Raw genomic sequence first — 24,625 nt, 5'->3', positions numbered from 1 at the left:
ACGCCGAGCTGCACCTGACGGCACAACGATCCCGCTTCATCGAGCACCGAGGCCGCATTCTGCGATACCGCAGACGGCCCGGCCTGTCACGTCTGCCGCGTTCCAGGATCGTCAGCCGGGCGCGGGCCGGCGCCGTCTCCGGGCAGGAGCAGCCGGGCGGCCTGTCTGCCGGTGGTCAGGGCGGTTCTTCGAGCAGCGCCCAGGCGCGGGTCGCCAGGTGCAGATTCAGCCGGTTGTCCGCCTCGTTCACCCGCAGTCCGGTGATCTGACGGATGCGCTTGAGCCGATAACGCAGGGTGCTGCGGTGGACGAGCAACTGCTCTGCCGTCTCGTCGTAGTTGCCCCCGCTCTCCAGGTAGACGGCGAGAGTCCTGACCAGTTCCGTCTCGTGCTCGGCGTCGTAGTCCAGCAGCGTGCCGAGCCACTCGCGGACGAACGTGTCGACGTGCTGGTCGTCCTTCCCGGCGGTGAGGATGCGATAGACACCCAGGTCGTCCCAGACGGTGACACCGTCCGGGTTCCGGGATCTGCGGCGGACCTCCAGGGCGTGCAGGGCCTCCTCCCAGGAGCGGGACGCGTCGCCGGGCTGCTCGTAGCGGCCGCCGACGCCGATCGCCACCCTGGCCGAGCGCAGGTGCTTGCTCACGACGGCGTGCAGTTCCGGCCACGGGGCGGGGTCCACCAGGTGCAGCGGCCGCTGGGCGACGAGCACCACAGTCCGCGCGCGCGTGGTGAGCAGGCATTCCATGCCGAGCGTCGCGGCCGCCCGCTCGGCCGCCCGCACCAGGGCCTGGTCCGCGTCGCGGCCGTCCAGCGCCTGGATGACCACGACGCGGTGCGGGGTGTGCAGGTCGTGGCCCAGCGCCCGGGCTCGGGCAAGGGCACCTCTGCCCTCGTCCTTCGTCACCACCCCGCTGAGCAGGTCGTCGATCAGGTCACGACGCAGCCGCAGCTCCACCTCGGCCAGGTGCCGCTGGTGGGTCAGCTCGGTGCCGAGCGCCACCGCGGCGTGCTCCAGGGCCAGGATCTGGGCGGGCGTGGCCGTCCCGTCCGGGTCGATCAGGGCGATCACCCCGAGCACCTCGCTCCCGGGCTGGGCGAGCGCGACGATCCGGTCCTTCACCCGCACCGGGCGGCCCTCCTGCTGGGCGCGGCGCAGGCTCTCGGACCGGATCCGTCCCGGCGCCTTGGGATAGGGGGTGGGCTCCTCCGGGCCTGCCCACGCCCGCAGGTTCCCGAATGTGTCCTCGACCGCCACCGGCAGCCCGGTGAGCTGGTGTACCGCCCGGGCGAGACCCACCTCGCTGTCGGGGGCGGACACACCGCGGGTGAGGGCCTCGTGGATCCTCGTGCGCTCCTCCAACTCGGAGACGGCGCTGCCCAGCTTCTCGGTGAGCGAGCGGAGTTCCTCCGTCTGCTCCCGCTCCCGGCGACGCAGGCAGGCTGCGGCCAGCGCGGCGCCCGCCTGCTGCGCGAGGACCGTCACCAGCAGTTGCTCATCGGCCGACGGCTCCGCATCCGCGCAGACCACCAGATAGCCGCGCAGCCCGCTCATGCTGGCCAGCGGATACGCCCACCCCCACGATCGACCAGGCACGGTGACCCGGCCCCCGGACCCGGCCAGCATCTCGACCTGGGCGTCGAGTCCCGGGTCGGATGCATCCGAGGTCACCGACGACGCGACGAGCCGCCCGTCGCGTACCAGATAGCTCGCGTGGACCTCGACGCGTCCCAGTGAACCGACCGCGCTGATGGCGATCCGCAGGATCCCCTCGTCCCCGTGGTCCTCGGCCAGCACCATCGACAGGGCGAGGAGGCTGCGGAGCTGCGCCAGCTGTTCGCGGGCCGCAGCAGTGTCCGATGATCCGCTCGGATTAGTAGTGCTCATAGTCGCCGGGAAAGGGCCTTCTGGCCTACTTCTGGCCCGTCTTCATGACCCGACTATATGCCCTGCCGCATCGGCCCCGCGGTGGCCGGACCCGGCGTCGGGACCGAACGAGAACAGCGCACGGTCATCGACCAGGTACTATTTGCTGAGCAGATCGACCCACTCTCGGGACGCCATTTGGGCAAGCGTCGAAAGACGCCTCGCCGGGACGAACAACACAATCGTCGAAGGCGCGCCGAAATCGTCACGAGACGCTGAGGACGCAGTCATGACGTACCCCGCCAACGAGTCAGAGGCATCCGGCCCGGGACGGGCCGGCAGCACCGGGCCGCCGCCCGGCGGCCCGGTGGCGGCCGACCTGACGTTGTTCTGGGAGCGCGCCCCGGCCATGCTGGCCGTGGTGGACTACGACGGATACTTCCAACTGGTCAATCCCGCCTTGCGCGACGCACTCGGCTGGTCCGAGAACGAACTTCGCTCGGTGCCCTCCTGGGTGTTCCTCCATCCCGACGATCAGCACCGCGTGGTCGAGACCACCGAACGGAACCGCCGTGACGACTCCGTCGTGAGTTCCGATCAGGTGATACGGATATTGTGCCGGGACGGCAGTTACCGGTGGAGCCGCTGGAGCTTTCGCTCCGTCTCCAGCCGAGAGATCCACTACTGGGTCGGAAACACGATCGACGACGGCAGCAGACCGGACCCGGGGGCACCGGAACTCGTCGGGACCTGGGACTGGAACATCACCACAAATTCGCTCACCTGGTCCGAAGAGGTCTACCGGATGTTTGGCCTACCACCCGATACGCCGGTGGCATATCCGGATTTCCTCGCGTTCATTCATCCCGAGGACCGGGCCACCGTCGGCGCGGATATTCAGCGAAACCTGGCACCCGGCCAGGAATTCTCCGACGATTTCCGGGTCGTGCGTCCCGATGGACGGGTTCGCTGGGTGCGCTCCACCGGGCGGCTGCTCCCCGGCGAGGCCACCGGCTCCCGGCGCATGGTCGGCATCGCGGTCGACATCACCGAGCGCCGGGAGCGCGGGATGCTCTAGGAACCCCACATCCGGTTGCCCCGGTAGGGCCACCCGGCCGGGGTGGTTTGCCCTGCCAGGCCCGTGTCCTCGCCACTCAGAGGTTCTCAGACTCGCCGTGCCGCGCACCGCGGCATGTCAGGACCCCGACAAGAGAGCCGCCCTTGAGATGTTGCACGACCGCTCCCTGCCCTGCTCGACCCACCCCCCACTCCGCAGGGCCCGGACCCTGGCCCGACGCCTCCCCGGCCTGCTCCACGGCTTCCCCGAACTGATTCTCGGCTCTCCGCGTGAGACCCGGCGCGGCACGGAGGGATACGGCGGTGCCCCGCCGTCGGCCGCCGGCCGCCCGAGCAGATGGTTCGACGTCACCGTCCACCGGCCGACGGGCACCGTCGCGGTCCTGCGGGCCGCCGGCACCCTCGACTCGCACACCGCGCCGCTGCTGGAGGTCGCGGTCGAGGAGCAGGTGTCCACACCGACGCAGGTCGTCGTGGTGGACCTGCGCGACGTCGACTACTTCGGGGGCAGCGGTCTGCGCTGCCTCATGCGGATCCGCGCCCTCGCAGGCGACGCATGGTTGCGTGTGGTGTGCCATCGCCGGCCGGTGGGGCAGGCACTCACGGTGCTGGGCCTCGCCGACGCCCTGGACCTCTACCCCGACCTCGAGCTCGCCCTGGCGGGGCCGGACCACACCGCGCCCACCGGGCCGGTCCGGTTGAGCGGGCTCACCCGCGCGCAACCGCCCGCCACCGCGGAGTCCGCGGCCCTGCTGTCGAACCACGTCCACATCGCGGTCCTGCAGTACCTCGAGGCCGTGGCCGGCGCATTGAACCGCCGCGACGTGGCGGTGTCCGGGGTCGAGACGATCACCGCGTCCGAGGGCCTCTTCGGGGGACGCCTGGGTCTCGGCCGCAACCGGGTGGGCGCGGGTGACACGGACGAGGTCGTCGAACTGCGCTGGGACGAGATCGGGGGCTGGGAGGTCGCCCTGCGCCCGCACCGGGAACGGCCGCGGAAGACCTGGCGGTTCCTGGGCGAGCAGCTCGCGCCCTCCCCGCACCATGTTTCGGCGTTCACCGACGCACTGTTGCGCGGTGCCGACGTCGGGGTCCCCGAGTCCACCCAGTTCCGCTCGCCCGACGAGGACCTGCACGCGCTCGTCGCCCTGCTGGAGACCGCCACGGCGCGACCCGAACCGCTGTATCTGCAGCACGTGGGTTACCCGCCGCGCTGAGGGGCACCCGAACCCGACCCAGATGCGGCCGTGGCGCCCATCCGCCCCGTCTCGCGGCCTGGGGCTCCGAGGCCCGAGGAGACGGCGATGCCCCCAGCGGAAACCTCCAGCCCGTCCGGACCGGTGTGCCCTGCGGCCGGCATCCCGGGACTGGCGATGTACCCCCACGATCACATCTGCGCCTTCGTAGCACGCCCCGGAGAGGCCGACGATCTGATCGCCCTCTACCTGCGCGACGGCCTCGGTGCCGGTCAGCCCTGCCTGTACGTCGCCGCGCCCGCTCGGCGAAGCGCCGTCCTCGCCATGCTGGACGCCGTCGGCGCGGCCGTCCACCGGGACCCGCTGGAGATCGTCGACCTCGAATCGGTCTTCGCCCGGACCGGGACGTTCGACCTCGACGCGAGCTTCGAGTTCTGGGACGCCTGGGTCGGCGGGATCGCCGGTCGCACGAACCGGACCGCGCGGATCGCCGTCGACATGAGTGCGGCGCACCCCCCGATCGAGCCCTCGTTCGTCCGCCACCTGGTGAGCTACGAAACGCGCTTCACCACGTGGGTGAGGTTGCATCCGCTGGTCAGCCTGAGCGTCTACCACCTCGACGAGTTCGGCGTCGGCACGCTGCTGCCCCTGGTCAGGAGCCAGCCCACGGTGTGGCTCAGCGGCGTCGTGGTGGACAACCCGTATCACGTCGACCCGGTCGATCCCGTCGCCGTCGACCGGGGGAACACGACGGCGACCGCGGCTGTTGCGGATATCGGCAAGGATTTCCGACGAAGGGCATGAGATGGCGAGTGTCGAGCTGACCACCGAGAACTTCGACGAGATCGTCGGAGCGCCCGGGACCGTGCTGGTCGACTTCTGGGCGTCGTGGTGCGGGCCCTGCCGCAACTTCGCCCCCGTGTTCGAGGGCGCGTCGGACCGGCACGACGACATCACGTTCGGCAAGGTGGACACCGAGGCGCAGACCGCGTTGGCGCAGGCCTTCGGCATCTCGTCGATTCCGACCCTGATGGCGGTCCGCGACGGCGTCGTCCTCTACGCCGAGGCGGGTGCGCTGCCGGAGAAGGCTCTCGAGGACCTCATCAGCAAGGTGCGCGCGGTGGACATGGACGAGGTGCGCAAGGCCGTCGAGAAGCAGCAGCAGCAGTCGTGAACGGCGCCGCCCGGCGCGGCGGCTGCGGGAGGCCCCGGAGTTGCAGAATGCGACTCCGGGGCCTCTGCCGTGCCGGGTGATGTCCGGCGGCCGACGACGACGTGACAATCGACGAAGCGACAATCGGGGCGCCGTCACCGGCCAGGAGTTGAAAGCCCCGGGAAAAAGGGGCAGCCTCCTGGCACTGCTGTTCGTCGGCTGAGGAGTAGCCATGACGACTGTGCGGCCGGCCCCGATTACGGCGCGCCCCTACCCGGCCCGCCCGAACGCACCGGGAAGCCGATTCACCCGCATGCTGCGAACCACGGACCCGAAGGACATCGCGATCCTGTACCTGGTCACGTCGTTCGGATTCTTCATGGCCGGCGGCCTGATGGCGCTGCTGATGCGCGCCGAACTGGCGCGTCCGGGGCAGCAGTTCCTGTCCAACGAGCAGTACAACCAGCTGTTCACCATGCACGGCACGATCATGCTGCTGCTGTACGCGACGCCGATCCTGTTCGGCTTCGCGAACTACATCGTGCCGCTGCAGATCGGTGCCCCCGACGTCGCGTTCCCGCGGCTGAACGCCTTCTCCTACTGGCTGTTCCTGTTCGGCGGCCTCATCGTGCTCAGCGGGTTCCTCACCCCGGGGGGCGCGGCCGACTTCGGCTGGTTCGCCTACACCCCGCTGTCCGACGTTCGCTTCTCCCCCGGGCCCGGCTCGGACCTCTGGATCGCCGGGCTCATCGTCGCCGGTCTGGGCACGATCCTGGGCGGGGTCAACTTCATCACCACGATCGTCTGTCTGCGCGCGCCCGGCATGACGATGTTCCGAATGCCGATCTTCACGTGGAACATCTTCGTGACCGCGATCCTGATCCTGATCGCGTTCCCGGTGCTGACGGCGGGTCTGTTCGGGCTGCTGGCCGACCGGCACCTCGGCGCGCACGCCTTCGACCCGGCCAACGGCGGCGCGATCCTGTGGCAGCACCTGTTCTGGTTCTTCGGCCACCCCGAGGTCTACATCGTCGCGCTGCCCTTCTTCGGCATCGTCACCGAGGTCTTCCCGGTGTTCTCCCGCAAGCCGCTGTTCGGCTACAAGGGCATGGTGTTCGCGACGATCTCCATCGCCGCGCTGTCGGCCGCGGTCTGGGCCCACCACATGTTCGCCACCGGCGCGGTGCTGCTGGCCTTCTTCTCCCTCACCACCTTCCTGATCGCCATTCCGACGGGCATCAAGTTCGTCAACTGGATCGGCACCATGTGGCGCGGCAAGCTCACCTTCGAGACACCGATGCTGTTCTCGGTGGGCTTCCTGGTCACGTTCCTGCTCGGTGGTCTGACCGGCATCCTGCTGGCCTCGCCGCCGCTGGACTTCCACGTCTCCGACTCCTACTTCGTGGTCGCGCACTTCCACTACGTGCTGTTCGGCACGATCGTGTTCGCCACCTACGCCGGCATCTACTTCTGGTTCCCGAAGATGACCGGCCGGATGATGGACGAGACCCTCGGAAAGATCCACTTCTGGACCACGTTCATCGGCTTCCACCTGACGTTCCTGGTGCAGCACTGGCTGGGCGCCGAGGGCATGCCCCGCCGGTACGTGGACTACCTGCCCACCGACGGCTTCACCACGCTGAACACGATCTCCTCGATCGGCGCGTTCATCCTCGGCGCCTCGACGCTGCCGTTCATCTGGAACGTGTTCACGAGCTACCGCTACGGTCGCGTCGTGACGGTGGACGACCCGTGGGGGCACGGGAACTCGCTGGAGTGGGCCACGTCCTGCCCGCCGCCGCGGCACAACTTCACCGAGCTGCCCCGGATCCGGTCCGAGCGCCCGGCGTTCGACCTGCACTACCCGCACCTGGTCGAGCGGGCTCGCGCCGAGGCCCACGCCGGCACCCGCCGGCACGGCTCCGCGGCGCCGTCCGAGCGGGCCGCCCACGCCGTGGGCCGCGCGCAGATGCCCGACGACGACCCGCGGTCGCGTTAGGCGCGCCCGGTCACCCGTTCTTCGCCACGGTCAGCAGCACGACGGCGTCCTCCATCGCCTGCAGCGAGTGCCGGGCCGGCGGGATGATCAACAGATCGCCCTGCCGGCCCTCCCACGCCTCGTCGCCCGACACCAGGCGGACCCGCCCACGCAGCACGTGCACGGTGGCCTCGCCGGGACTCTCGTGCTCGTGCGGCGAGGTGTCGGCGGTGAGGGCGATGAGCGTCTGCCGCAGCACCTGCTCGTGCCCGCCGAACACGGTGTGGGCGCTGCGGCCGCTCGACGCCGCCGCGGCCTTGGCGGCCTGCTCGCGGGCCAGCGCATCCAGCGAGAGCTTTCGCATGGCGAGAGTGTGGCACCGGTGGACCGTCGACGGCTGAACCATGCACTCGGAACCGGCACCCCCTCCCCCGTGCTCGCTCTCATCCGGCCGACCGGTTCCGCGGCTGCACCCGCGCAGCTGCCCGGCATCGTCGGCGAGCCGGCCCCGCTGCTGGACTCCTACGGCTACATCGCCGTAGGGGCGCTGGTGCTGGTCGAGAGCTCGTCGAGGGACTGCGCCGGCGCTCGTTCTCGTCGCCCTGCCCACCCGGTGGTTGTGGCGGCGCAGCCGCGCCGGATCGCCCGGCTGACCCCCGCGGGCCGGTGGTCCCGCTCCCGCATCCCGGCTAGGTTGGTCAGGTAGCTGCGGTGCCCCCGTACGAAAGCGGACGGACCGAGCTTGTGCGTGAGATCGTCCAGCCCGCGGGTTGCGGCCCGGGACATGCAGCACGCAGCGGGCACGCCGCCGTTTCCCGGCCTGCCGCCGGGGTACTTCGGGTAGCCGCGTGCGGTGCTGCGCGCCGGTCGTGACCCCCTCCCGGACGGAGATGCCCATGGGCGTGCGCGAGTGGATCGAGTCCTGGCCCGTCTGCCGCCAGCTCACCGGTCCCGACCCGCTGGGCCGTGGCACGGCGGCCGAATCGCCCCGGTCGGCGACCGTGCGGGCGCGGATCGCCGAGGCCGACCAGCAGGCGAGCTCCGTGTGCCCGTACTGCGCCGTCGGCTGCGCTCAGCAGGTGTTCGTCTCCGACGGGGAGGTCATCCAGATCGAAGGCCACCCGGACTCCCCCATCTCCCGTGGTCACCTGTGCCCCAAGGGATCGGCGAGCAAGCAGTTGGTCACCGGCCCGCAGCGGGCGCAGAAGGTGCTCCACCGGGCGCCCTACGCCAGCGAGTGGAGCGAGCTCGACCTGACCGCCGCCGTGAGGATGGTGGCCGACCGGGTCCTCGACGCGCGGAACAAGGGCTGGCAGGAGACCGACGAGCAGGGCCTGCGGCTGCACCGGACCATGGGCATCGCCAGCCTCGGCGGCGCCACCCTGGACAACGAGGAGAACTACCTGATCAAGAAGTTGTTCACGGCGCTGGGAGCGCTGCAGATCGAGAACCAGGCCCGTATCTGACACTCCGCCACGGTTCCCGGTCTGGGAGCCTCCTTCGGTCGCGGCGGCGCCACCGACTACCAGCAGGACCTGATCAACTCCGACTGCATCGTGATCATGGGCTCGAACATGGCCGAGGCCCATCCGGTCGGCTTCCAGTGGGCGATGGAGGCCCGGACGCGGGGCACCCCGGTCTTCCACGTCGACCCCCGGTTCACCCGTACCAGCGCGGTCGCGACCGCGCACGTGCCGCTGCGCGCCGGCACCGACATCGCGTTCCTCGGCGGGGTGATCAACTACATTCTGACCAACGAGCTCGACTTCCGGGAGTACGTCCTCGCCTACACGAACGCCCCGTTCCTGATCCGCGAGGACTTCCAGGACACCGAGGACCTCGGCGGGCTGTTCAGCGGCTACGACCCGGAGACCGCGACCTACGACCCGACGACCTGGCACTACGAGGGTGCCGACCCCACCGCCCAGCCCGACCGGGACGAGCAGATCCGGGCCAAGCAGCATGCGACGGCCGACCGGCTCGGCTCGGGTGGCCCCACGCTCAGAGGCGGGGCCGGAGACATCGCCTCGGACCCGACCCTGCAGCACCCGCGCTGCGTCTACCAGATCCTCAAGCGGCATTTCGCCCGCTACACCCCGGAGATGGTCGAGCAGATCTGCGGCACCCCGCGCGAGCAGTTCCTGGACGTCTGCCGGGCGTGGACCGCGAACTCCGGGCGAGAGCGCACGGCGATGCTGGTCTACAGCCTGGGCTGGACCCAGCACAGCGTCGGCGTCCAGTACATCCGGGCCGGGTCGATCATCCAACTGCTCCTGGGCAACATCGGTCGCCCCGGCGGGGGCATCCTGGCCCTGCGCGGGCACGCCAGCATCCAGGGCTCGACGGACATCCCGACCCTGTTCAACCTGCTACCGGGTTACCTGCCGATGCCGGCCGCCGGAGCGCATCCCGACCTGGTGACCTACCTGCGGGATCTGTGCGGGGAGCGGCAGAAGGGATTCTGGTGCAACGCCGACGCCTACACGGTGTCGCTGCTCAAGGAGTACTTCGGCGACGCCGCGACGCCGGAGAACGGCTTCTGCTTCGACCACCTGCCGCGGATCAACGGCGACCACGGGACCTACCGCACCGCCCTGGACATGGTCGACGGGAAGGTCTTCGGCTACTTCCTGCTCGGTCAGAACCCGGCGGTCGGTTCGGCGCACGGCCGGCTGCAGCGGCTGGCGATGGCGAACCTGGACTGGCTGGTCGTCCGTGACCTCACCATGATCGAGAGCGCGACGTTCTGGAAGGACGCGCCGGAGGTGGAGTCCGGCGAGATCGTCACGCAGCTGTGCCGGACCGAGGTCTTCTTCTTCCCGGCCGCCGCACACACCGAGAAGGAAGGCACGTTCACCAACACCCAGCGGCTGCTGCAGTGGCGCGACAAAGCGGTGGAACCGATCGGTGACCAGCGCTCCGACCTGTGGTTCATGTACCACCTGGGCCGGCTGCTCAAGGAGCGGGTGGCCGGTTCGTCCGACCCGCGCGACCAGGCACTGCTCGACCTCGCCTGGGACTATGAGGTGACCGGCGACGGCGAGTGGCCCGAACCGTCCGCAGCCGACGTGCTGCGCCGGATCAGCGGTCAGGACCTCACCACCGGCCGGCCGCTCGACGACTATCTCGGGCTCAAGGCCGACGGCAGCACCTCGGCCGGATGTTGGATCTACAGCGGGGTCTACGCCGACGACGTCAACCAGGCGGCCCGCCGCAAACCACGCCAGGAGCAGCAGTTCTACGCGCCGGAGTGGGGCTGGGCCTGGCCGATGAACCGGCGCATCCTCTACAACCGGGCTTCGGCCGATCCGCAGGGCCGGCCCTGGAGCGATCGCAAGAAGCTCATCTGGTGGGACGAGGATCGGGGCGAGTGGACCGGCTACGACGTGCCCGACTTCGAGGTCACCAAACCGCCGGGGTACCGGCCGCCGCCGGGCGCGTTCGGGCCCCGAGCCCTGCACGGCGACGACGCATTCATCATGCAGGCCGACGGCAAGGGCTGGCTGTTCGCGCCCCGCGGCCTGGTCGACGGCCCGTTGCCGACGCACTACGAGCCGCATGAGTCGCCGATCCGCAACCCGCTCTATCCGCAGCAGGGCAACCCGACGCGGATCGTCTACGGCCGGCCCGACAACCCGTCCAACCCGTCCCCGCCGGAACCGCACAGCGACGTCTTCCCGTACGTGCTCACGGCGTCGCGGTTCACCGAACACCACACCGCCGGCGGCATGAGCCGGACGCTGCCCTACCTGTCGGAGCTGCAGCCGGAGCTCACCGTCGAGGTCTCTCCCGAGCTCGCCGCCGAGCGCGGGCTGACGCACCTGGGCTGGGCGCACATCGTCACGAGCCGGACCGCGGTGGAGGCCCGGGTCATGATCACCGACCGGCTGGCGCCGCTGCGGGTGGACGGCCGCGTCGTGCACCAGATCTGGATGCCCTGGCACTTCGGGCCCACCGGGTTGGTCCGCGGCGACGTCTTCAACGACCTGCTGGGGATGACTCTCGACCCGAACGTGTTCATCCAGGAGAGCAAGGTCAGCACCTGTGACATCCAGCCCGGCCGCCGCCCGCGCGGCCCCGCGCTGCTGTCCTACGTCGCCGCCTATCAGGAACGGGCCGGCATCTCCCCCCGGACGGGCACCCGCGTCGGCACCACGTCCGGCGTCACTCACATCGAACAGGGGGTACGACCGTGACGCGCACGAACAGCCTGTCCGGCCCGCTCGACGACGTCGCGGCCGACGCCGGGCACCTGCAGCACCCGCCCCGGATGGGGTTCTTCACCGACACGTCGGTCTGCATCGGCTGCAAGGCCTGCGAGGTGGCCTGCAAGGAGTGGAACCTCGTCCCCGAGGACGGTCTCGACCTGCTCGGGATGTCCTACGACAACTCCGGGATGCTCGGGGCGAACACCTGGCGGCACGTGGCGTTCGTCGAACAGCCCGTCCCGCTGAGCGGCCAGCGCACCGGGCTGGCCGGGCTGCCGACCGGCCCGTCGTCGGCGGCGGCCACGGCCGAAGTGGTGGCCGAGCGGCTGCGGCACGCCGAACGCGGCGGCGCGGAGCTGGGGACCACTCCGCTGCAGGTGCCGCAGGGTCCGCAGGACCTCGGCATGCCCGGGTTCTCCCCGCCCGGGGACGGTCACGGCGCCGAGAGCCGCACCGACTTCCGCTGGCTGATGGAGTCGGACGTGTGCAAGCACTGCACGCACGCCGGCTGCCTGGACGTGTGTCCCACCGGCGCGCTGTTCCGCACCGAGTTCGGCACCGTCGTCGTCCAGCAGGACATCTGCAACGGCTGCGGCTACTGCGTGTCGGGCTGCCCGTACGGCGTGATCGACCGCAGCCCGCTGGACGGCAAGGCACACAAGTGCACGCTGTGCTACGACCGGCTCAAGGACGGGCTCGAACCCGCCTGCGCGAAGGCCTGCCCCACCCAGTCCATCCAGTTCGGGGTGCTCGACGAGCTGCGCGAGCGCGCATCGGTGCGCGTCGAGCAGCTGCGCGAGGAGGGCGTCGAGGAGGCACGGCTCTACGGCGCCAGCCGCTACGACGGCGTCGGTGGCACCGGCGCGATGTTCCTCCTGCTCGACGACCCCGAGGTCTACGGCCTGCCGCCGGACCCGGTGGTCCCCACCCGCGACGCCGTCGCGATGTGGCGCAGCGCCGGGCTCGCGGCCGCCGCCTTCCTCACCGCCGCGGTCGGCGCGTTCCTGGGGAGCCGGCGATGAGCGGGCCCGGGACCGATCCGGCGGGGCTGGTGGTGCAGGGCCGCGACGGCCAGCGCCGCGACGGCCACCGCGAGCTGTCGATGGTGCCGCGCGCGGACTTCCGCTCCTACTACGGACGGCCGGTGCTCAAGACCCCGGTGTGGGAGTGGATGATCCCGGCGTACTTCTTCACCGGCGGGCTCGCCGCCGGGTCCGCGGTGCTCGCCGCCGGCGCGGACCTCACCGGCAGGCCCGCGCTGCGCCGTGGCACCCGCCTCGGGGCGCTGGGCGCGCTGCTCGCGAGCGTGGTGTTCCTGATCGCCGACCTCGGGCGGCCCGAGCGGTTCCACTACATGCTGCGGGTGGCCAAGCCGACCTCCCCGATGAGCGTCGGCACCTGGATCCTGACCGCCTTCGGCCCGGGCGCCGCGGCGGCGGCGATCGCCGAGCTGCTGCCGGCGCGCCGCCGGGCGACGCTGCTCGGCCGGTTGCTGCGCGCCCTGGCCCGGCCCGCGGGGCTGTCCTCGGCCGCCGCCGCCCCGGGCGTCTGCTCCTACACCGCCGTTCTGCTCTCGCACACCGCGGCGCCGGCCTGGCACGAGGCACAGCGCGAGCTGCCGTTCGTGTTCACCGGCTCCGCCGCGGCGAGTTCCGGAGGGCTCGGCATGGTGTGCGCCCCGGTGGCCGAGGCGGCCCCGGCGCGCTGGTTCGCCGCCGCCGGCGCGCTGGGTGAGCTGGCGGCGTCGACGGTGCTGGAGCAGCGGCTGAGCCCGGTCGTGCGCGAGGCGTACACGACGGGCCGGGCGCACCGGCTGCGCGGGTGGTCGGCGGGGCTGACCGCGGCCGGGCTGGTGGGCACCCTGCTCGCCGGGCACCGGAGCCGGACCGTCGCCGTGGCCTCAGGGGCGGCCCTGATGGCGGGCAGCGTGCTGCAACGGTTCGGCGTCTACGAGGCGGGGGTGGAGTCCACCAGGGACCCGCGCTACGTCGTCGTGCCGCAGCGGGCGCGTCTGGCCGAACAGCGGAGCGTGTCGTCGTCCTGACGATGCAACGTGCTGCAACCCTTGAGCTGCGCGCCGTCGCCCGCGTGAACTGATCCCGCTACGCAGCACCTGCGCGGCGCGGCGCGGCGGTGATCCCACGCCGACCACCGGAGGGGCCGCCCGAGGAAGGGGCGGGCGGCCCCTCCTGCCTGCGGTCACCTGAGCACTGCGGTGTCGAAGCGCGCCCAGCCGACCGCGTTGGGCACCGCGGACACGATCCCGGACACCGTCGCCGCGACACCCACCAGCCGGTCGCTGAAGCCCCACACCAGCGTGCCGGACACGTCCCGGGTGAGTTCTTGCAGCTCGACGAGGCGTGCGGCCCGGCCCGCCGGGTCCGGGCTGCGCAGCGCCGCGGCGAACAGGTCGTCGGCGTACCGGGAGCGGTAGCGCGTGTAGTTGCCGCTGCGGCCGCCGACGACCCGGGTACTCAGGTAGGTGGTCAGCGGCAACGCGCCGGAGCGCACGTGCCCGGCGACACCGCCGGCCAGCACGTCCGCGAAGTGCGTCTCCGCGGGCCCGACCCGCGGCACCACGGTCAGCCCCACCTCGGCCAGCTGCTCGGCGAGCAGCGCGGTCGCCGGGTCGAACGCGGGGTCGGCCGCGCTGGTGTCGAGCTCGAAGCGGAGCCCCTGGGCGCCCGCCTCACGGACCAGCGCGCGGGCGGCGTCGACGTCGCGGGTGCGCTGCGGGATGGCCGCCGCGTAGTGCTGCAGGCCCTTGCCGAACAGGTCGTTGCCCACCTCGCCGCGGCCGTTCAGCGCCACCCGTACCAGCGCCTCCCGGTCCACGCCGGCGAGCACCGCCCGCACCAGCCGAGGGTCGTCGAACGGCGGTCGGTCCCGCTTGAGCGCGACGGCCTGCATCCCGGAGCGCGGCGCCACCAGCAGCCGGGTCCGGTCGCTGCCCTCGACCTGCCGCGCGCTCACCGCGCTGAGGTCGTGGGCGTAGTGGACCTGCCCGGACAGCAGCGCGCCGAGCCGGGCGCTCTCCTCGGTGATCGGGACGAACTCGAGCTCGTCGAGCTGCGGGGCGCCGTTCCAGTGGCCGTCGAACCGGGCGAACACGGCGGGCCCGCCCGGGGTGAACGACGCGAACCGGAACGGCCCGGTGCCCACCGGCGCGGCGAAGCCGGTCGTCCCGGCCCGGACGATCTCGGTCGCGGGGGCGCCCCACGCGGTCGGGAACTCGAAGTTGGGCGCAGCCAGCACCAGTTCCAGCTCGCGCTCCCCCAGCGCCCCGCTGTGCGCCGGGTCCAGCCCGGCGAACAGCGGGGCCGCGATGAGTTTCTGCGCGACGATCCGCCGGTAGCTGTAGAGCACGTCCTCGGCGGTCAGCGGTGTGCCGTCGTGCCATCGGGCGGCGCGCAACCGGATCCGCCAGCGGGTCCCGGTGGCATCGGACTCCCAGGACTCGGCGAGCCGGGGGACGACGCTCATGTCGTCGGCGTAACCGGTCAGGGTGTCGAACAGCGCCTTGGCGCGGGCCTGGTCGACGAAGAGGTTGGCGGTGTGCGGGTCGAGCGATTCCCGGGCCCCGGCGGTGGAGAAGGCGGCGCGCAACCGGCCACCGGTGCCCCCGCCGCCCGCGCACCCGGCCAGCGGTGCGGCCGCTGCGGTCGCGACCGCGGCGGAGAGCAGGGTGCGGCGGCTGAGTCTCCCGGTCACGGCGACTCCTTCGGTTTGGTCGGGCCGGCAGGGACGTTATGTCCGATCCACCTCCGAACGCAAGAACATCTGATCAATCATGCAGGTATCGGCATCCGCGGCCGCCCGTTGTGACCACCACGGGAGATCAGGGTCCCGGCCGATGCGGAGGCGGGGGTGGTGGAAGTGAATCGATCCCCGGGGCGGGTCCGGGCCAGACGAGCAGGACGGGACAGGGTGCGTGGTCGACGACGAAGCGGGTCGGGGGCGCGAGGCTGCGCGGGCCGAGCCGGCCGCCGTGGCCGTCGCGGGCGCAGATGAGCAGGTCGGCGCCGTGAGCCGCCTGCACGACCTGGTGTTCGACGCGGCCGTGGCGGTGCAGGCGGGTGCTGGCGCGGGCGAGCCGGTGGGCTGCGGCGTCGAGCAGTTCGGCGGCGGCCGCCGCCGACAGCGCTTCCAGATCCCTGCTGGGGTCGTCGCGTGCACGGAGGCCACGGCCGAGCAGACCGGCGAACGCGCCGTGGACGACCTCGGCGGCCTCGTCGCCGGTGACGTGGAGCAGGACGACCTGCGCGTCGGCGGGGGCCCAGGTGGCGGCGGCGTCGACGCAGGCGGGCCACGTGCTCTCGGTCACCCAGACGATCACGGTCGCGGTCACGACGGTCAGCCTCCGGTTGCGGCGAGCATCGCCCACAGGGCCACGGTGGCGGCGATGAGCGTGCTGGGCACGGTGAGCAGCCCGAGCCGGGTGAACTCGCCCAGCGCCGGGTCGGTGTCGTGTTCGCGCAGGATGCGCCGCCACAGCAGCGTGGCCAGCGACCCGACGTAGGTCAGGTTCGGGCCCAGGTTGACCCCGATCAGGACCGCGAGCACCGGTCCGGGCCCGCCGGCGGCGACGAGGGGCAGCAGCGCCAGCACGGCGGGGAGATTGTTGATCAGGTTGGCCAGCAGCGCCGCGACCGCGGCCACCGACAGCAGCGCGGGCAGGCCGGCGCCCTGGGGCAGCAGATGCCCCAGGACGGCACCGAGCCCGTTGTCCACCACCGCCTTGACCACCACCCCCAGCGCGAGCACGAACAGGCAGAACAGCGGGCCGGCGGCGCCGGCGAGTTCGCGCACGGTGGTGCGCTTCTGCGACAGCGCGCGGGCCGCGAGCACCAGCGCGCCGCCCAGCGCGGCCCAGGCAGGGCTGGCCCCGGCGAACGAGGTCACGACGAACCCGGCGAGGGTGAACGCCAGCACGACGAGGGTGAACGCAGGCACCGCGGGCCGCCCGGACAACTCGGTCGCCTGGGCGCCGGCGGCCAGGTCGGCGGCGAAGAACCAGCGGAACGCCGCGTACTCGATCGCGATGGCGACCAGCCAGGGCAGCGCCATCAGCGCGGCGAACCGGGCGAAGGACACCCCGGCGGCGGTGAAGGCGAGCAGATTGGTCAGATTGGACACCGGCAGCAGCAGTGACGCCGAGTTGGCCAGGTGGGTGCAGGCGTACACGTACGGCTTGGCGCGCACGCCGACCCGGACGGCGGTGGCGAACACGACCGGGGTCAGCAGCACCACCGTGGCGTCCAGACTGAGCACGGCGGTGATCAGCGAGGCCACGACGAACACCCCGGCCAGCAGCCGCACCGGCCGTCCCCGGCCGGCCCGCGCCACGGCGTCCCCGGCGGCGGTGAACAGCCCCTCGTCGTCGCACAACCGGGCCAGCACCAGCAAGACGGCCAGGAACCCCACCACCGGCAGCAGGCGCGAGGTCTGTGCCCAGGCATCCGACGGCGAGACCGCACCGAACGCCACGAGCAGCACCGCCGCGGGCACCGCTGCCACCGCCTCGGGCCAGCCCCGCGGCCGCGCGACGGCGAACGCCAGGACCACCAGCAGCAGCCCGACGGACACGATCTCGGCGACGACGCTACTCAGGACAAGCTCCCACCACGCGGTGACGAACGGCCGTCCGCCCCAGGATGCGCCGGCGTCCGGCCACTCCGACGAGGGTGCACCCGATGAGGACGGGCGGCACGACGGGCCCCGACGCCGGGCGGGTTTCCGCAGGCCGGTGTGCCGGCACGAGCCGGCGCGGCGGATCAGGAGATGACGTCGGCAGCGCCACCCGCGCAGGTCCCCGGGAACCGGCAGCGGCGCCGACGGCAGCGAGCCCGCCCAGGCGCTGCGCAGCTACCCGAAGGCCGAGCTACCGGCCGAGGTGTTCGACACCGACCGGAGCCCGCGGCTCGTCCTCATCACCTGTGGCGGGCCCTTCGGCCACCTGACCCGGGAGTATGCGGACAACATCGTCGCCTACGCCGTCCCGGCCCCGCCGTCGGCCGAGAGGGCATGAACCGAGCGGGCAGGAACCGGACTATTCGGGGTGATCTACGTGTGCCCTTTCGCTGACCTGAATACCTGAGCAATCATCAGGGCATGCTCGATGCCGTCGGCTCCCCACGTCGGATCCGCTTCGACCGGACGGACTGGTTCCACATCGCCGGGATGGCCGGTTTCGTCCTCCTGCTCACCGTGACCGGCTGGCTGGTGCTCGTCGGAGTGGTGGCGCCGGGCCACTTCTCGCTGGGCGACCAGGGGACGTTCGGCGTCGGCATCGGCCTGACCGCCTACCTGCTCGGCATGCGGCACGCTTTCGACGCCGACCACATCGCCGCGATCGACAACACCACCCGCAAGCTCGTCGGCGAGGGGAAACGGGCCCGCGGCGTCGGGTTCTGGTTCTCCCTCGGACACTCCAGCGTCGTGTTCCTGCTGTGCCTGCTGCTCTCCCTGGGCATCCGCACGCTGGTCGGGGACCTGGGCGGCGACTCGTCCTCGGTGAAGCAGACCCTGGGGTTCGTCGGCACCCTCGTGGGCGGCGGGTTCCTCGTCCTGATCGGGCTGCTCAACCTGCTGGCGCTGATCGGGGTCACCCGGGTGTTCGCCCGGATGCGCACCGAGCCCCTCGACGACGACGAACTGGAGCGCCACCTCAACTCCCGCGGGTTCCTGGCCCGCATCCTGAACCGGGTGATGCGGGTCGTCGGCAAGCCGTGGCACATGTTCCCGGTCGGGTTCGTGTTCGGCCTCGGGTTCGACACCGCGAGCGAGGTGGCGCTGCTCGTGCTCGCCGGTGGCGCCGCCGCGTTCAACCTTCCCTGGTACGCGATCCTGGTGATCCCGGTGCTGTTCGCGGCCGGGATGAGCCTGTTCGACACCGCCGACGGCGTGTTCATGTCCGCGGCCTACGGCTGGGCGTTCCTCAAGCCCGTCCGCAAGGTCTTCTACAACCTGACGATCACGGCGCTGTCGGTGATGGTCGCGCTCGTCATCGGGATGATCGAACTGCTGCAGTTGCTCGGCGCCCAACTCGGCGTCGACAGCGGGCTCCTGGGCTTCGTGCAGTCGCTGAACCTCGAGTACGTCGGCTACGTCATCGTCGGACTGTTCGTCGCGACCTGGCTGGCCGCGCTGGCCGTGTGGCGCTTCGGGCGCATCGAGGAGCGCTGGTCCGCCGCCCCGGCCCCGGCCGGGGCGACGGCCTCGGCCGGGGACTAGCGGCTACTCGCCCTCCAGATCGCCCTCGGTCTCCAGGTAGGCCGCCCGTAGCGCGTCCAGCGTGGCCGGCTCGGGCGCCTCCCACATGCCGCGGTCGACGGCCTCCAGCAGGCGCTCGGCCATGCCGTGCAGCGCCCACGGGTTCGACTCGGCGAGGAACTTGCGGTTGTCCGGGTCGAGCACGTACTCCGCGGTGAGCCGCTCGTACATCCAGTCGGCGACCACGCCGGTCGTGGCGTCGTAGCCGAACAGGTAGTCGACCGTCGCGGCCATCTCGAACGCGCCCTTGTACCCGTGCCGGCGCATCGCCTCGATCCAGCGCGGGTTGACCACGCGGGCGCGGAACACCCGGGCGGTCTCCTCGGTGAGCGTCCGGGTGCGGACGGACTCCGGCCGCGTCGAGTCGCCGATGTAGGCCGCGGGTGCGCGCCCGGTGAGCGCGCGGACGGTCGCGACCATGCCGCCGTGATACTGGTAGTAGTCGTCGGAGTCGGCGATGTCGTGCTCGCGGGTGTCGGTGTTCTTGGCCGCGACGGCGATCCGCCGGTAGGCGGTCTCCATGTCCTCCCGCGCCGGCGCGCCGTCCAGGCCGCGGCCGTAGGCGTAGCCACCCCAGGTGGTGTAGACCTCGGCCAGGTCCGCGTCGTCGCGCCAGTTGCGGGAGTCCACGAGTTGCAGCAGACCCGCGCCGTAGGTGCCGGGCTTGGAGCCGAAGATCCGGGTGGTGGCCCGGCGGGGGTCGCCGTGCCGGGCCCGGTCGGCCGTGACGTGGGCGCGGACGAAGTTCTGCTCGGCGGGCTCGTCGAGGTTCGCCACCAACTGCACGGCGTCGTCCAGCAGGGCGAGCACGTGCGGGAACGCGTCGCGGAAGAACCCGGAGATGCGGACCGTGACGTCGATCCGGGGCCGGCCGAGCTCGGCGAGGTCGACCACCTCGAGCCGCACCACGCGCCGGGACATCTCGTCCCACACCGGGCGCACTCCGAGCAGCGCGAACACCTCGGCGACGTCGTCGCCGCAGGTGCGCATGGCGCTCGTGCCCCACACCGACAGCCCCACCGAGCGCGGCCAGTCACCGTGATCGGCCCGGTAGCGGGCGACCAGCGACTCGGCCATCGCCTGCCCGGTCTCCCAGGCCAGCCGCGACGGCACCGCCTTGGGGTCGACGGAGTAGAAGTTCCGCCCGGTCGGCAGCACGTTGATCAGCCCGCGCAGCGGCGACCCGGACGGCCCGGCCGGGATGAACCCCCCGTCCAGCGCGTGCAACACCCGGTCGATCTCGGCCGAGGTCCCCGCCAGCCGCGGCACCACCTCCTCGGCCGCGAACCGCAGAACCCGCTCCACCTCTCCCCCGCGAGTCGGCACTTCCGGTACCGCGAGTCGGCACTTTTCGGCGTCCGAGTCGGCGATCTCGGTCGAGCCCAGACGGGCCGCGACGATCGCCGGCGCGGCGTCCGGGTCCCACCCGGCAACGTCCATGTCCGCGACGAGCGCGTGCGCGAGCGCCTCCACCTCGTCGACACGGGCCTTGGTCTCCGAGCCGTCCTCGGTCAGCCCCAGCGCCTCGCGCAGCCCGGGCACGCTCTGCTCGCCGCCCCACATCTGCCGGGCGCGCAGCATGGCCAGCACCAGATCCACCCGCGCCTCGCCGGCGGGCGCGGCACCGAGCACGTGCAGACCGTCGCGGATCTGCACGTCCTTGATCTCGCACAGCCAGCCGTCGACGTGCAGCAGGAAGTCGTCGAACTCGGCCTCGTGCGGGCGCTCGGTGAGCCCGAGGTCGTGGTCGAGCTTGGCGGCCTGCATCAGCGTCCAGATCTGCTGGCGGATCGCGGGCAGCTTGGCCGGGTCCAGCGCGGAGATGGTGGAGTGCTCGTCGAGCAACTGCTCGAGCCGGGAGATGTCGCCGTAGCTCTCCGCCCGGGCCATCGGCGGGATGAGGTGGTCGACCAGCGTGGCGTGCGCGCGGCGCTTGGCCTGGGTGCCCTCGCCCGGGTCGTTGACCAGGAACGGGTAGATCAACGGCAGCTCACCGAGCGCGGCGTCGGTCCCGCAGGACGCGGACATCCCCAGCGTCTTGCCGGGCAGCCACTCCAGGTTGCCGTGCTTGCCGATGTGCACCACCGCGTCCGCACCGAACCCGCCGTCGTTCACCGGCGCGGCGAGCCAGCGGTAGGCGGCGAGATAGTGGTGCGACGGCGGCAGGTCCGGGTCGTGGTAGATCGCGATCGGGTTCTCGCCGAACCCGCGGGGCGGCTGCACCATGAGCACGACGTTGCCGGCGCGCAGGGCGGCGATGACGATCTCGCCCTCCGGGTCGGCGCTGCGGTCGACGTAGAGCTCGCCGGGCGCGGCGCCCCAGTGTTCCTCGACGGCCCCCCGCAGGTCGGCGGGCAACGTCGCGAACCACTGCCGGTAGCGGCCCGCGGAGATCCGGACCGGGTTGCCCTCCAGCTGCTCCTCGGAGAGCCAGTCGGGGTCCTGCCCGCCCGCCGCGATGAGCGCGTGGATGAGTGCGTCGCCGTCCTGGGCATCCACGCCCGGCAGCTCGCCGATCTCATAGCCCGTCGCCTGCATCGCCCGGAGCAGGGCGACGGCGCTGGCCGGGGTGTCCAGGCCGACGGCGTTGCCGATGCGGGCGTGCTTGGTCGGGTACGCGGACAGCATCAGCACGACCCGCCGGTCGGCGGGCGGGATGTGCCGCAGCCGGGCGTGCCGGACGGCGATCCCGGCGACCCGGGCGGCCCGCTCCGGGTCGGGGACGTAGACCGACAGGCCGTCGGCGTCGATCTCCTTGAACGAGAACGGCACCGTGATCAGCCGGCCGTCGAACTCCGGGACCGCGACCTGGGTGGCGACGTCGAGAGGGGTGAGTCCGTCGTCGTTGCCCTCCCACTGCGCGCGGCTGCTGGTCAGGCACAGCCCTTGCAGGATCGGGACGTCGAGCGCGGCCAGCTCGGCGACGTCCCAGGCCTCGTCGTCGCCACCGGCGGACGCCGACGCGGGCCTGGTGCCCCCGGCGGCCAGCACGGTGACGACCATGGCGTCGGCCTCGCCCAGCCGTTCGAGCAGCTCCGGCGGGGCCTGGCGCAGCGACGCGCAGTACACCGGCAGCGGGCGACCGCCGGCGCCCTCGATCGCGCAGCAGAGCGCCTCGACGTAGGCGGTGTTGCCGGCGAGCTGCTGGGCGCGGTAGTACAGCACCGCCACCGTGGGCCCGTCCACCGCACGGGCGGCCCGTTCCAGGACCCCCCAGCTCGGCAGCTCGGCCGGCGGGGCGAATCCCTCGCCGGTGAGCAGGATCGTGTCGGAGAGGAACGCGTGCAGCGACGCGAGGTTGTCCGCGCCGCCCTGGGCCAGATAGGTGTGCGCCTCGGCGGCGACGCCCGCGGGGACCGTGGACAGCGCCATCATCTCCGCGTCCGGGGCCTGCTCCCCGCCCAGCGCGACCAGCGGGATCCCGGACGCCAGCAGCGCGTCGAGGCCGTCCTCCCAGTACCGGCGGCCGCCGAGCACCCGGACCACGACGACGTCGACGCCCTCGAGCAGGCCGGGCAGGTCCGCCATCGGGATCCGCGTGGGGTTGCCGAGCCGGTAGCCGGCGCCCGACGCGCGGGCCGACAGCAGGTCGGTGTCCGAGGTGGAGAGCAGCAGGATCACCGGGACGACCCCCGGCGCAGGGCTCGACGCACAGCAGCGCGCATGACCGACCTTCCTCGGGATCCTCGTCCCGGGTCGTGGTGGCGGGCGACGGGGTCGCTCGCAGGCGGGCGGGGCAGTGTCCTGGCTCCCGGATCGATGCTCGCCCCGGCCTTCCAGGCGCGTCACGCGCCCGTGGCCGTCGACGGGGTCCGCTCCCCGGTGACAGTGGCGGGACCGCGCCGGACTCGCACCGGCTTCCTGGCACCGCTCGCCGTGTGAACTTGTGGGCCCACCACTGTCCGCAACGCGCGGGCGGCCCGTCAAGCCCGGACCCCCTCGGAGTGATCATCGGCTCGCGGCGGGGGTGCGTGACGACGGCCACCTGCCGTCGGGCGGGGTCCACCGGGCCGGCCGGTGTTTACAGTGAGCCCGTGCCCGCCCCCGTCCGTGCCCGAGCCGACACGTGCCCCGGAGTCTTCGCCCCGCACGACGCCGCCGACGGCGCGTTGGCCCGGGTCCGGTTGCCCGGCGGCCTGGTGACGGACGTGCAGCTGCGCGTGCTCGCCGGGTGCGCCGACGAGCTGGGTGACGGCGCCGTGCACCTGACCTCGCGAGGGAACCTGCAGCTCAGAGGCTTGGACCGGGACGATCCGGCGCTGGCCGAGCGGTTGACCGCGGCCGGGTTGCTGCCGGCCCCCGGCCACGAACGGATGCGCAACATCCTCGCCTCGCCGCTGAGCGGCTACCGCGGCGGACGTGCCGATGTCCGGGGCCTCGCCCAGGCTCTCGACCGGGCGCTCTGTGCCCGCCCGGCGCTGGCCGGGTTGCCCGGCCGGTTCCTGTTCGCCCTCGACGACGGGCGCGGCGACGTCGCCGCCGAGGAGCCCGACCTGTGCTGGCGAGCGGTCGACGCGACCACCGGCACGCTGCTCGTCGCCGGTGCTCCCAGCGGCGTGCAGGTACCGGCCGCGGGCGCGGTCGACGTGCTGCTGGCCGCGGCCGAGGCGTTCCTCGCGCTGCGGGCCGCCGACGGTGATCCGGTGTGGCGGGTCCGCGAGCTGGCCGACGCGCCCGCCCGGATCACCGCCCGGCTGCCCGGTGGACACCGTGCCGCTCCGCGCGGCGCGGCCGACCGGGCGCCGTCCCCGGCGCGGCTGCCGGTGGGTCCCGTCGTGCAGGACGACGGCGGCCGCGCCGTCGGCGTCGCCCCGCTGCTCGGGGAGCTCGCCACCGCCCAGCTGCGGCTGCTCGCCGATCTCGCCCCGCGCGCCGTCGTCACCCCGTGGCGCACGATCCTGCTGCCCGACCTGCCGGGTCCCACCGCTGACGCGCTGCGCCGGCTGCGCGCGGCCGGCCTGGTCGTCGACGCGGACGCGCCCGCGCTCGGCGTCAGCGCGTGCGCGGGCCGGCCCGGCTGCGCCAAGGCGCTGGCCGACGTGCGTGCCGACACCCGGGCGGCGCTCGATGCGGGCCTGCCGGGCGGGCTGCGCGCCCATGTCGTCGGCTGCGCGCGCCGCTGCGGCGCGCCGAACGGCCCGCACACCGACGCCGTCGCCGAGACGGACGGGTACCGCGTCGACGGCACCTGGGTACCGGCCGACCGGCTGGTCGCAGCACTGAGGGGAAGCGCGTGAGCACGTACATCCGCGACGGCGCGGAGATCTACCGGCAGTCGTTCGCGACCATCCGGGCCGAGGCCGACCTGTCGGATCTACCCGCGGACGTCGCCTACGTCGCCGTGCGGATGATCCATGCCTGCGGGCAGGTCGACCTCGCCGCCGACATCGGCCACTCCCCCGGGGTGGCCGCGGCGGCGCGCGCGGCGTTGCGGGCGGGTGCCCCGATCCTGTGCGACGCGATGATGGTCGCCTCCGGTATCACCCGGGCCCGGCTGCCCCGCGACAACGAGGTGATCTGCACGCTGCGCGACCCGCGGGTGCCCGATCTGGCCGCCCAGCTGAGCAACACCCGCTCGGCGGCGGCGCTGGAGCTGTGGCGCGAGCACCTCGACGGCGCCGTGGTCGCCGTCGGCAACGCCCCGACCGCGCTGTTCCACCTGCTCGACATGATCGACGCCGGGGCGCCGCGGCCGGCCGCGATCCTGGGCATCCCGGTCGGGTTCATCGGCGCGGCGGAGTCGAAGCAGGCCCTCGCCGCACGAACCGACCTGGAGTACCTCGTCGTGCACGGCCGCCGCGGCGGCAGCGCGATCACCGCCGCCGCGGTCAACGCGCTGGCCAGCGAGCAGGAGTGAACAGCGCAGTGAGCACA

The 24,625-nt window shown here is 72.5% G+C and carries 18 protein-coding genes and 1 riboswitch; of the genes, 12 read left to right on the top strand and 6 right to left on the bottom strand.

All coding sequences use genetic code 11. The annotated features are described in order from the left end of the window. Positions 1–175: 175 nt before the first annotated feature. A complete protein-coding gene (locus tag HF526_RS17865; RefSeq protein WP_169382603.1) occupies positions 176–1,888 on the bottom strand; it encodes a PucR family transcriptional regulator in 1,713 nt (570 codons plus the stop codon). A 268-nt stretch (positions 1,889–2,156) separates the two neighbouring features. Between HF526_RS17865 and HF526_RS17860 the strand changes: the two genes are divergently transcribed. The 5 genes from HF526_RS17860 (at position 2,157) to ctaD (ending at position 7,292) form a co-directional block, all read left to right on the top strand. Continuing rightward, the gene (locus tag HF526_RS17860) at positions 2,157–2,945 is read left to right on the top strand and encodes a PAS domain-containing protein (protein ID WP_169382602.1); all 789 of its coding nucleotides are present in this window, start codon (positions 2,157–2,159) and stop codon (positions 2,943–2,945) included. Between the two features lie 148 nt (positions 2,946–3,093). Further along, on the top strand, positions 3,094–4,161 hold the full coding sequence (locus tag HF526_RS17855) for a DUF6292 family protein (RefSeq protein ID WP_169382601.1): 1,068 nt from the start codon (positions 3,094–3,096) through the stop codon (positions 4,159–4,161). Positions 4,162–4,248: 87 nt separating this feature from the next. Further along, positions 4,249–4,944: an MEDS domain-containing protein gene (locus tag HF526_RS17850; protein WP_169382600.1), complete on the top strand. Its 696-nt coding sequence runs from the start codon at positions 4,249–4,251 to the stop codon at positions 4,942–4,944. Between the two features lies 1 nt (position 4,945). Then, positions 4,946–5,314 (top strand): thioredoxin, encoded by a 369-nt coding sequence (gene trxA / locus HF526_RS17845; RefSeq protein ID WP_169382599.1) that lies wholly within the window; start codon positions 4,946–4,948, stop codon positions 5,312–5,314. A 211-nt stretch (positions 5,315–5,525) separates the two neighbouring features. Continuing rightward, the gene (gene ctaD, locus HF526_RS17840; RefSeq protein ID WP_169382598.1) at positions 5,526–7,292 is read left to right on the top strand and encodes an aa3-type cytochrome oxidase subunit I; all 1,767 of its coding nucleotides are present in this window, start codon (positions 5,526–5,528) and stop codon (positions 7,290–7,292) included. Positions 7,293–7,302: 10 nt separating this feature from the next. Here ctaD and HF526_RS17835 read toward each other — a convergent pair whose 3' ends face one another. Further along, positions 7,303–7,635 (bottom strand): cupin domain-containing protein, encoded by a 333-nt coding sequence (locus tag HF526_RS17835; protein ID WP_169382597.1) that lies wholly within the window; start codon positions 7,633–7,635, stop codon positions 7,303–7,305. 532 nt (positions 7,636–8,167) lie between these two features. Between HF526_RS17835 and fdh the strand changes: the two genes are divergently transcribed. The 3 genes from fdh to nrfD all read left to right on the top strand — a co-directional run bounded on the left by fdh (position 8,168) and on the right by nrfD (position 13,523). Further along, positions 8,168–11,467: a formate dehydrogenase gene (fdh, locus tag HF526_RS17825; protein ID WP_211177406.1), complete on the top strand. Its 3,300-nt coding sequence runs from the start codon at positions 8,168–8,170 to the stop codon at positions 11,465–11,467. After that, a complete protein-coding gene (locus HF526_RS17820) occupies positions 11,464–12,501 on the top strand; it encodes a 4Fe-4S dicluster domain-containing protein (RefSeq protein WP_169382595.1) in 1,038 nt (345 codons plus the stop codon). Before fdh ends, HF526_RS17820 begins: the two co-directional genes overlap by 4 nt. Positions 12,502–12,581: 80 nt before the next feature. Continuing rightward, positions 12,582–13,523, top strand: coding sequence for an NrfD/PsrC family molybdoenzyme membrane anchor subunit (gene nrfD, locus HF526_RS17815; RefSeq protein WP_239028820.1), 942 nt, complete (start codon positions 12,582–12,584; stop codon positions 13,521–13,523). A gap of 155 nt (positions 13,524–13,678) precedes the next feature. On the opposite strand, the gene HF526_RS17810 is transcribed toward nrfD, so the two are convergent. From HF526_RS17810 to HF526_RS17800, 3 genes are all read right to left on the bottom strand, one after another. Continuing rightward, positions 13,679–15,190, bottom strand: a complete 1,512-nt coding sequence (locus HF526_RS17810; protein WP_338051549.1) for an ABC transporter substrate-binding protein — start codon at positions 15,188–15,190, stop codon at positions 13,679–13,681. Positions 15,191–15,317: 127 nt separating this feature from the next. Then, positions 15,318–15,827, bottom strand: coding sequence for a universal stress protein (locus HF526_RS17805; protein ID WP_211177405.1), 510 nt, complete (start codon positions 15,825–15,827; stop codon positions 15,318–15,320). A 5-nt stretch (positions 15,828–15,832) separates the two neighbouring features. Further along, a complete protein-coding gene (locus HF526_RS17800; RefSeq protein WP_338051553.1) occupies positions 15,833–17,068 on the bottom strand; it encodes an SLC13 family permease in 1,236 nt (411 codons plus the stop codon). A 304-nt stretch (positions 17,069–17,372) separates the two neighbouring features. Here HF526_RS17800 and HF526_RS36430 point away from each other — a divergent pair, with 304 nt between their 5' ends. Together HF526_RS36430 and nicT are read left to right on the top strand one after the other, a co-directional pair. Then, positions 17,373–17,507 (top strand): sortase family protein, encoded by a 135-nt coding sequence (locus HF526_RS36430; RefSeq protein WP_275404067.1) that lies wholly within the window; start codon positions 17,373–17,375, stop codon positions 17,505–17,507. Positions 17,508–17,590: 83 nt separating this feature from the next. After that, positions 17,591–18,712: a Nickel transporter NicT gene (gene nicT, locus HF526_RS17795; RefSeq protein ID WP_169382593.1), complete on the top strand. Its 1,122-nt coding sequence runs from the start codon at positions 17,591–17,593 to the stop codon at positions 18,710–18,712. A gap of 3 nt (positions 18,713–18,715) precedes the next feature. Here the strand turns inward: nicT and cobN are convergent, their stop codons facing one another. Further along, complete coding sequence (cobN, locus tag HF526_RS17790; RefSeq protein WP_169382592.1) at positions 18,716–22,372, bottom strand: cobaltochelatase subunit CobN; 3,657 nt, start codon at positions 22,370–22,372, stop codon at positions 18,716–18,718. A 116-nt stretch (positions 22,373–22,488) separates the two neighbouring features. Then, a riboswitch (cobalamin riboswitch) is annotated at positions 22,489–22,615 on the bottom strand. 170 nt (positions 22,616–22,785) lie between these two features. Here cobN and cobG point away from each other — a divergent pair. Together cobG and HF526_RS17780 are read left to right on the top strand one after the other, a co-directional pair. Then, entirely contained in the window at positions 22,786–23,988 is a 1,203-nt protein-coding gene (gene cobG / locus HF526_RS17785; protein ID WP_169382591.1) for a precorrin-3B synthase, read from the top strand. Then, a complete protein-coding gene (locus HF526_RS17780; protein WP_169382590.1) occupies positions 23,985–24,608 on the top strand; it encodes a precorrin-8X methylmutase in 624 nt (207 codons plus the stop codon). Before cobG ends, HF526_RS17780 begins: the two co-directional genes overlap by 4 nt. The last annotated feature ends 17 nt before the right edge of the window (positions 24,609–24,625 follow it).

Source organism: Pseudonocardia acidicola (assembly GCF_012911935.1).
Classification (GTDB): Bacteria; Actinomycetota; Actinomycetes; order Mycobacteriales; family Pseudonocardiaceae; genus Pseudonocardia; species Pseudonocardia acidicola.
The sequence above is the reverse complement of the archived record's forward strand: the minus strand, read 5'-3'. Positions and strand labels throughout refer to the sequence as shown.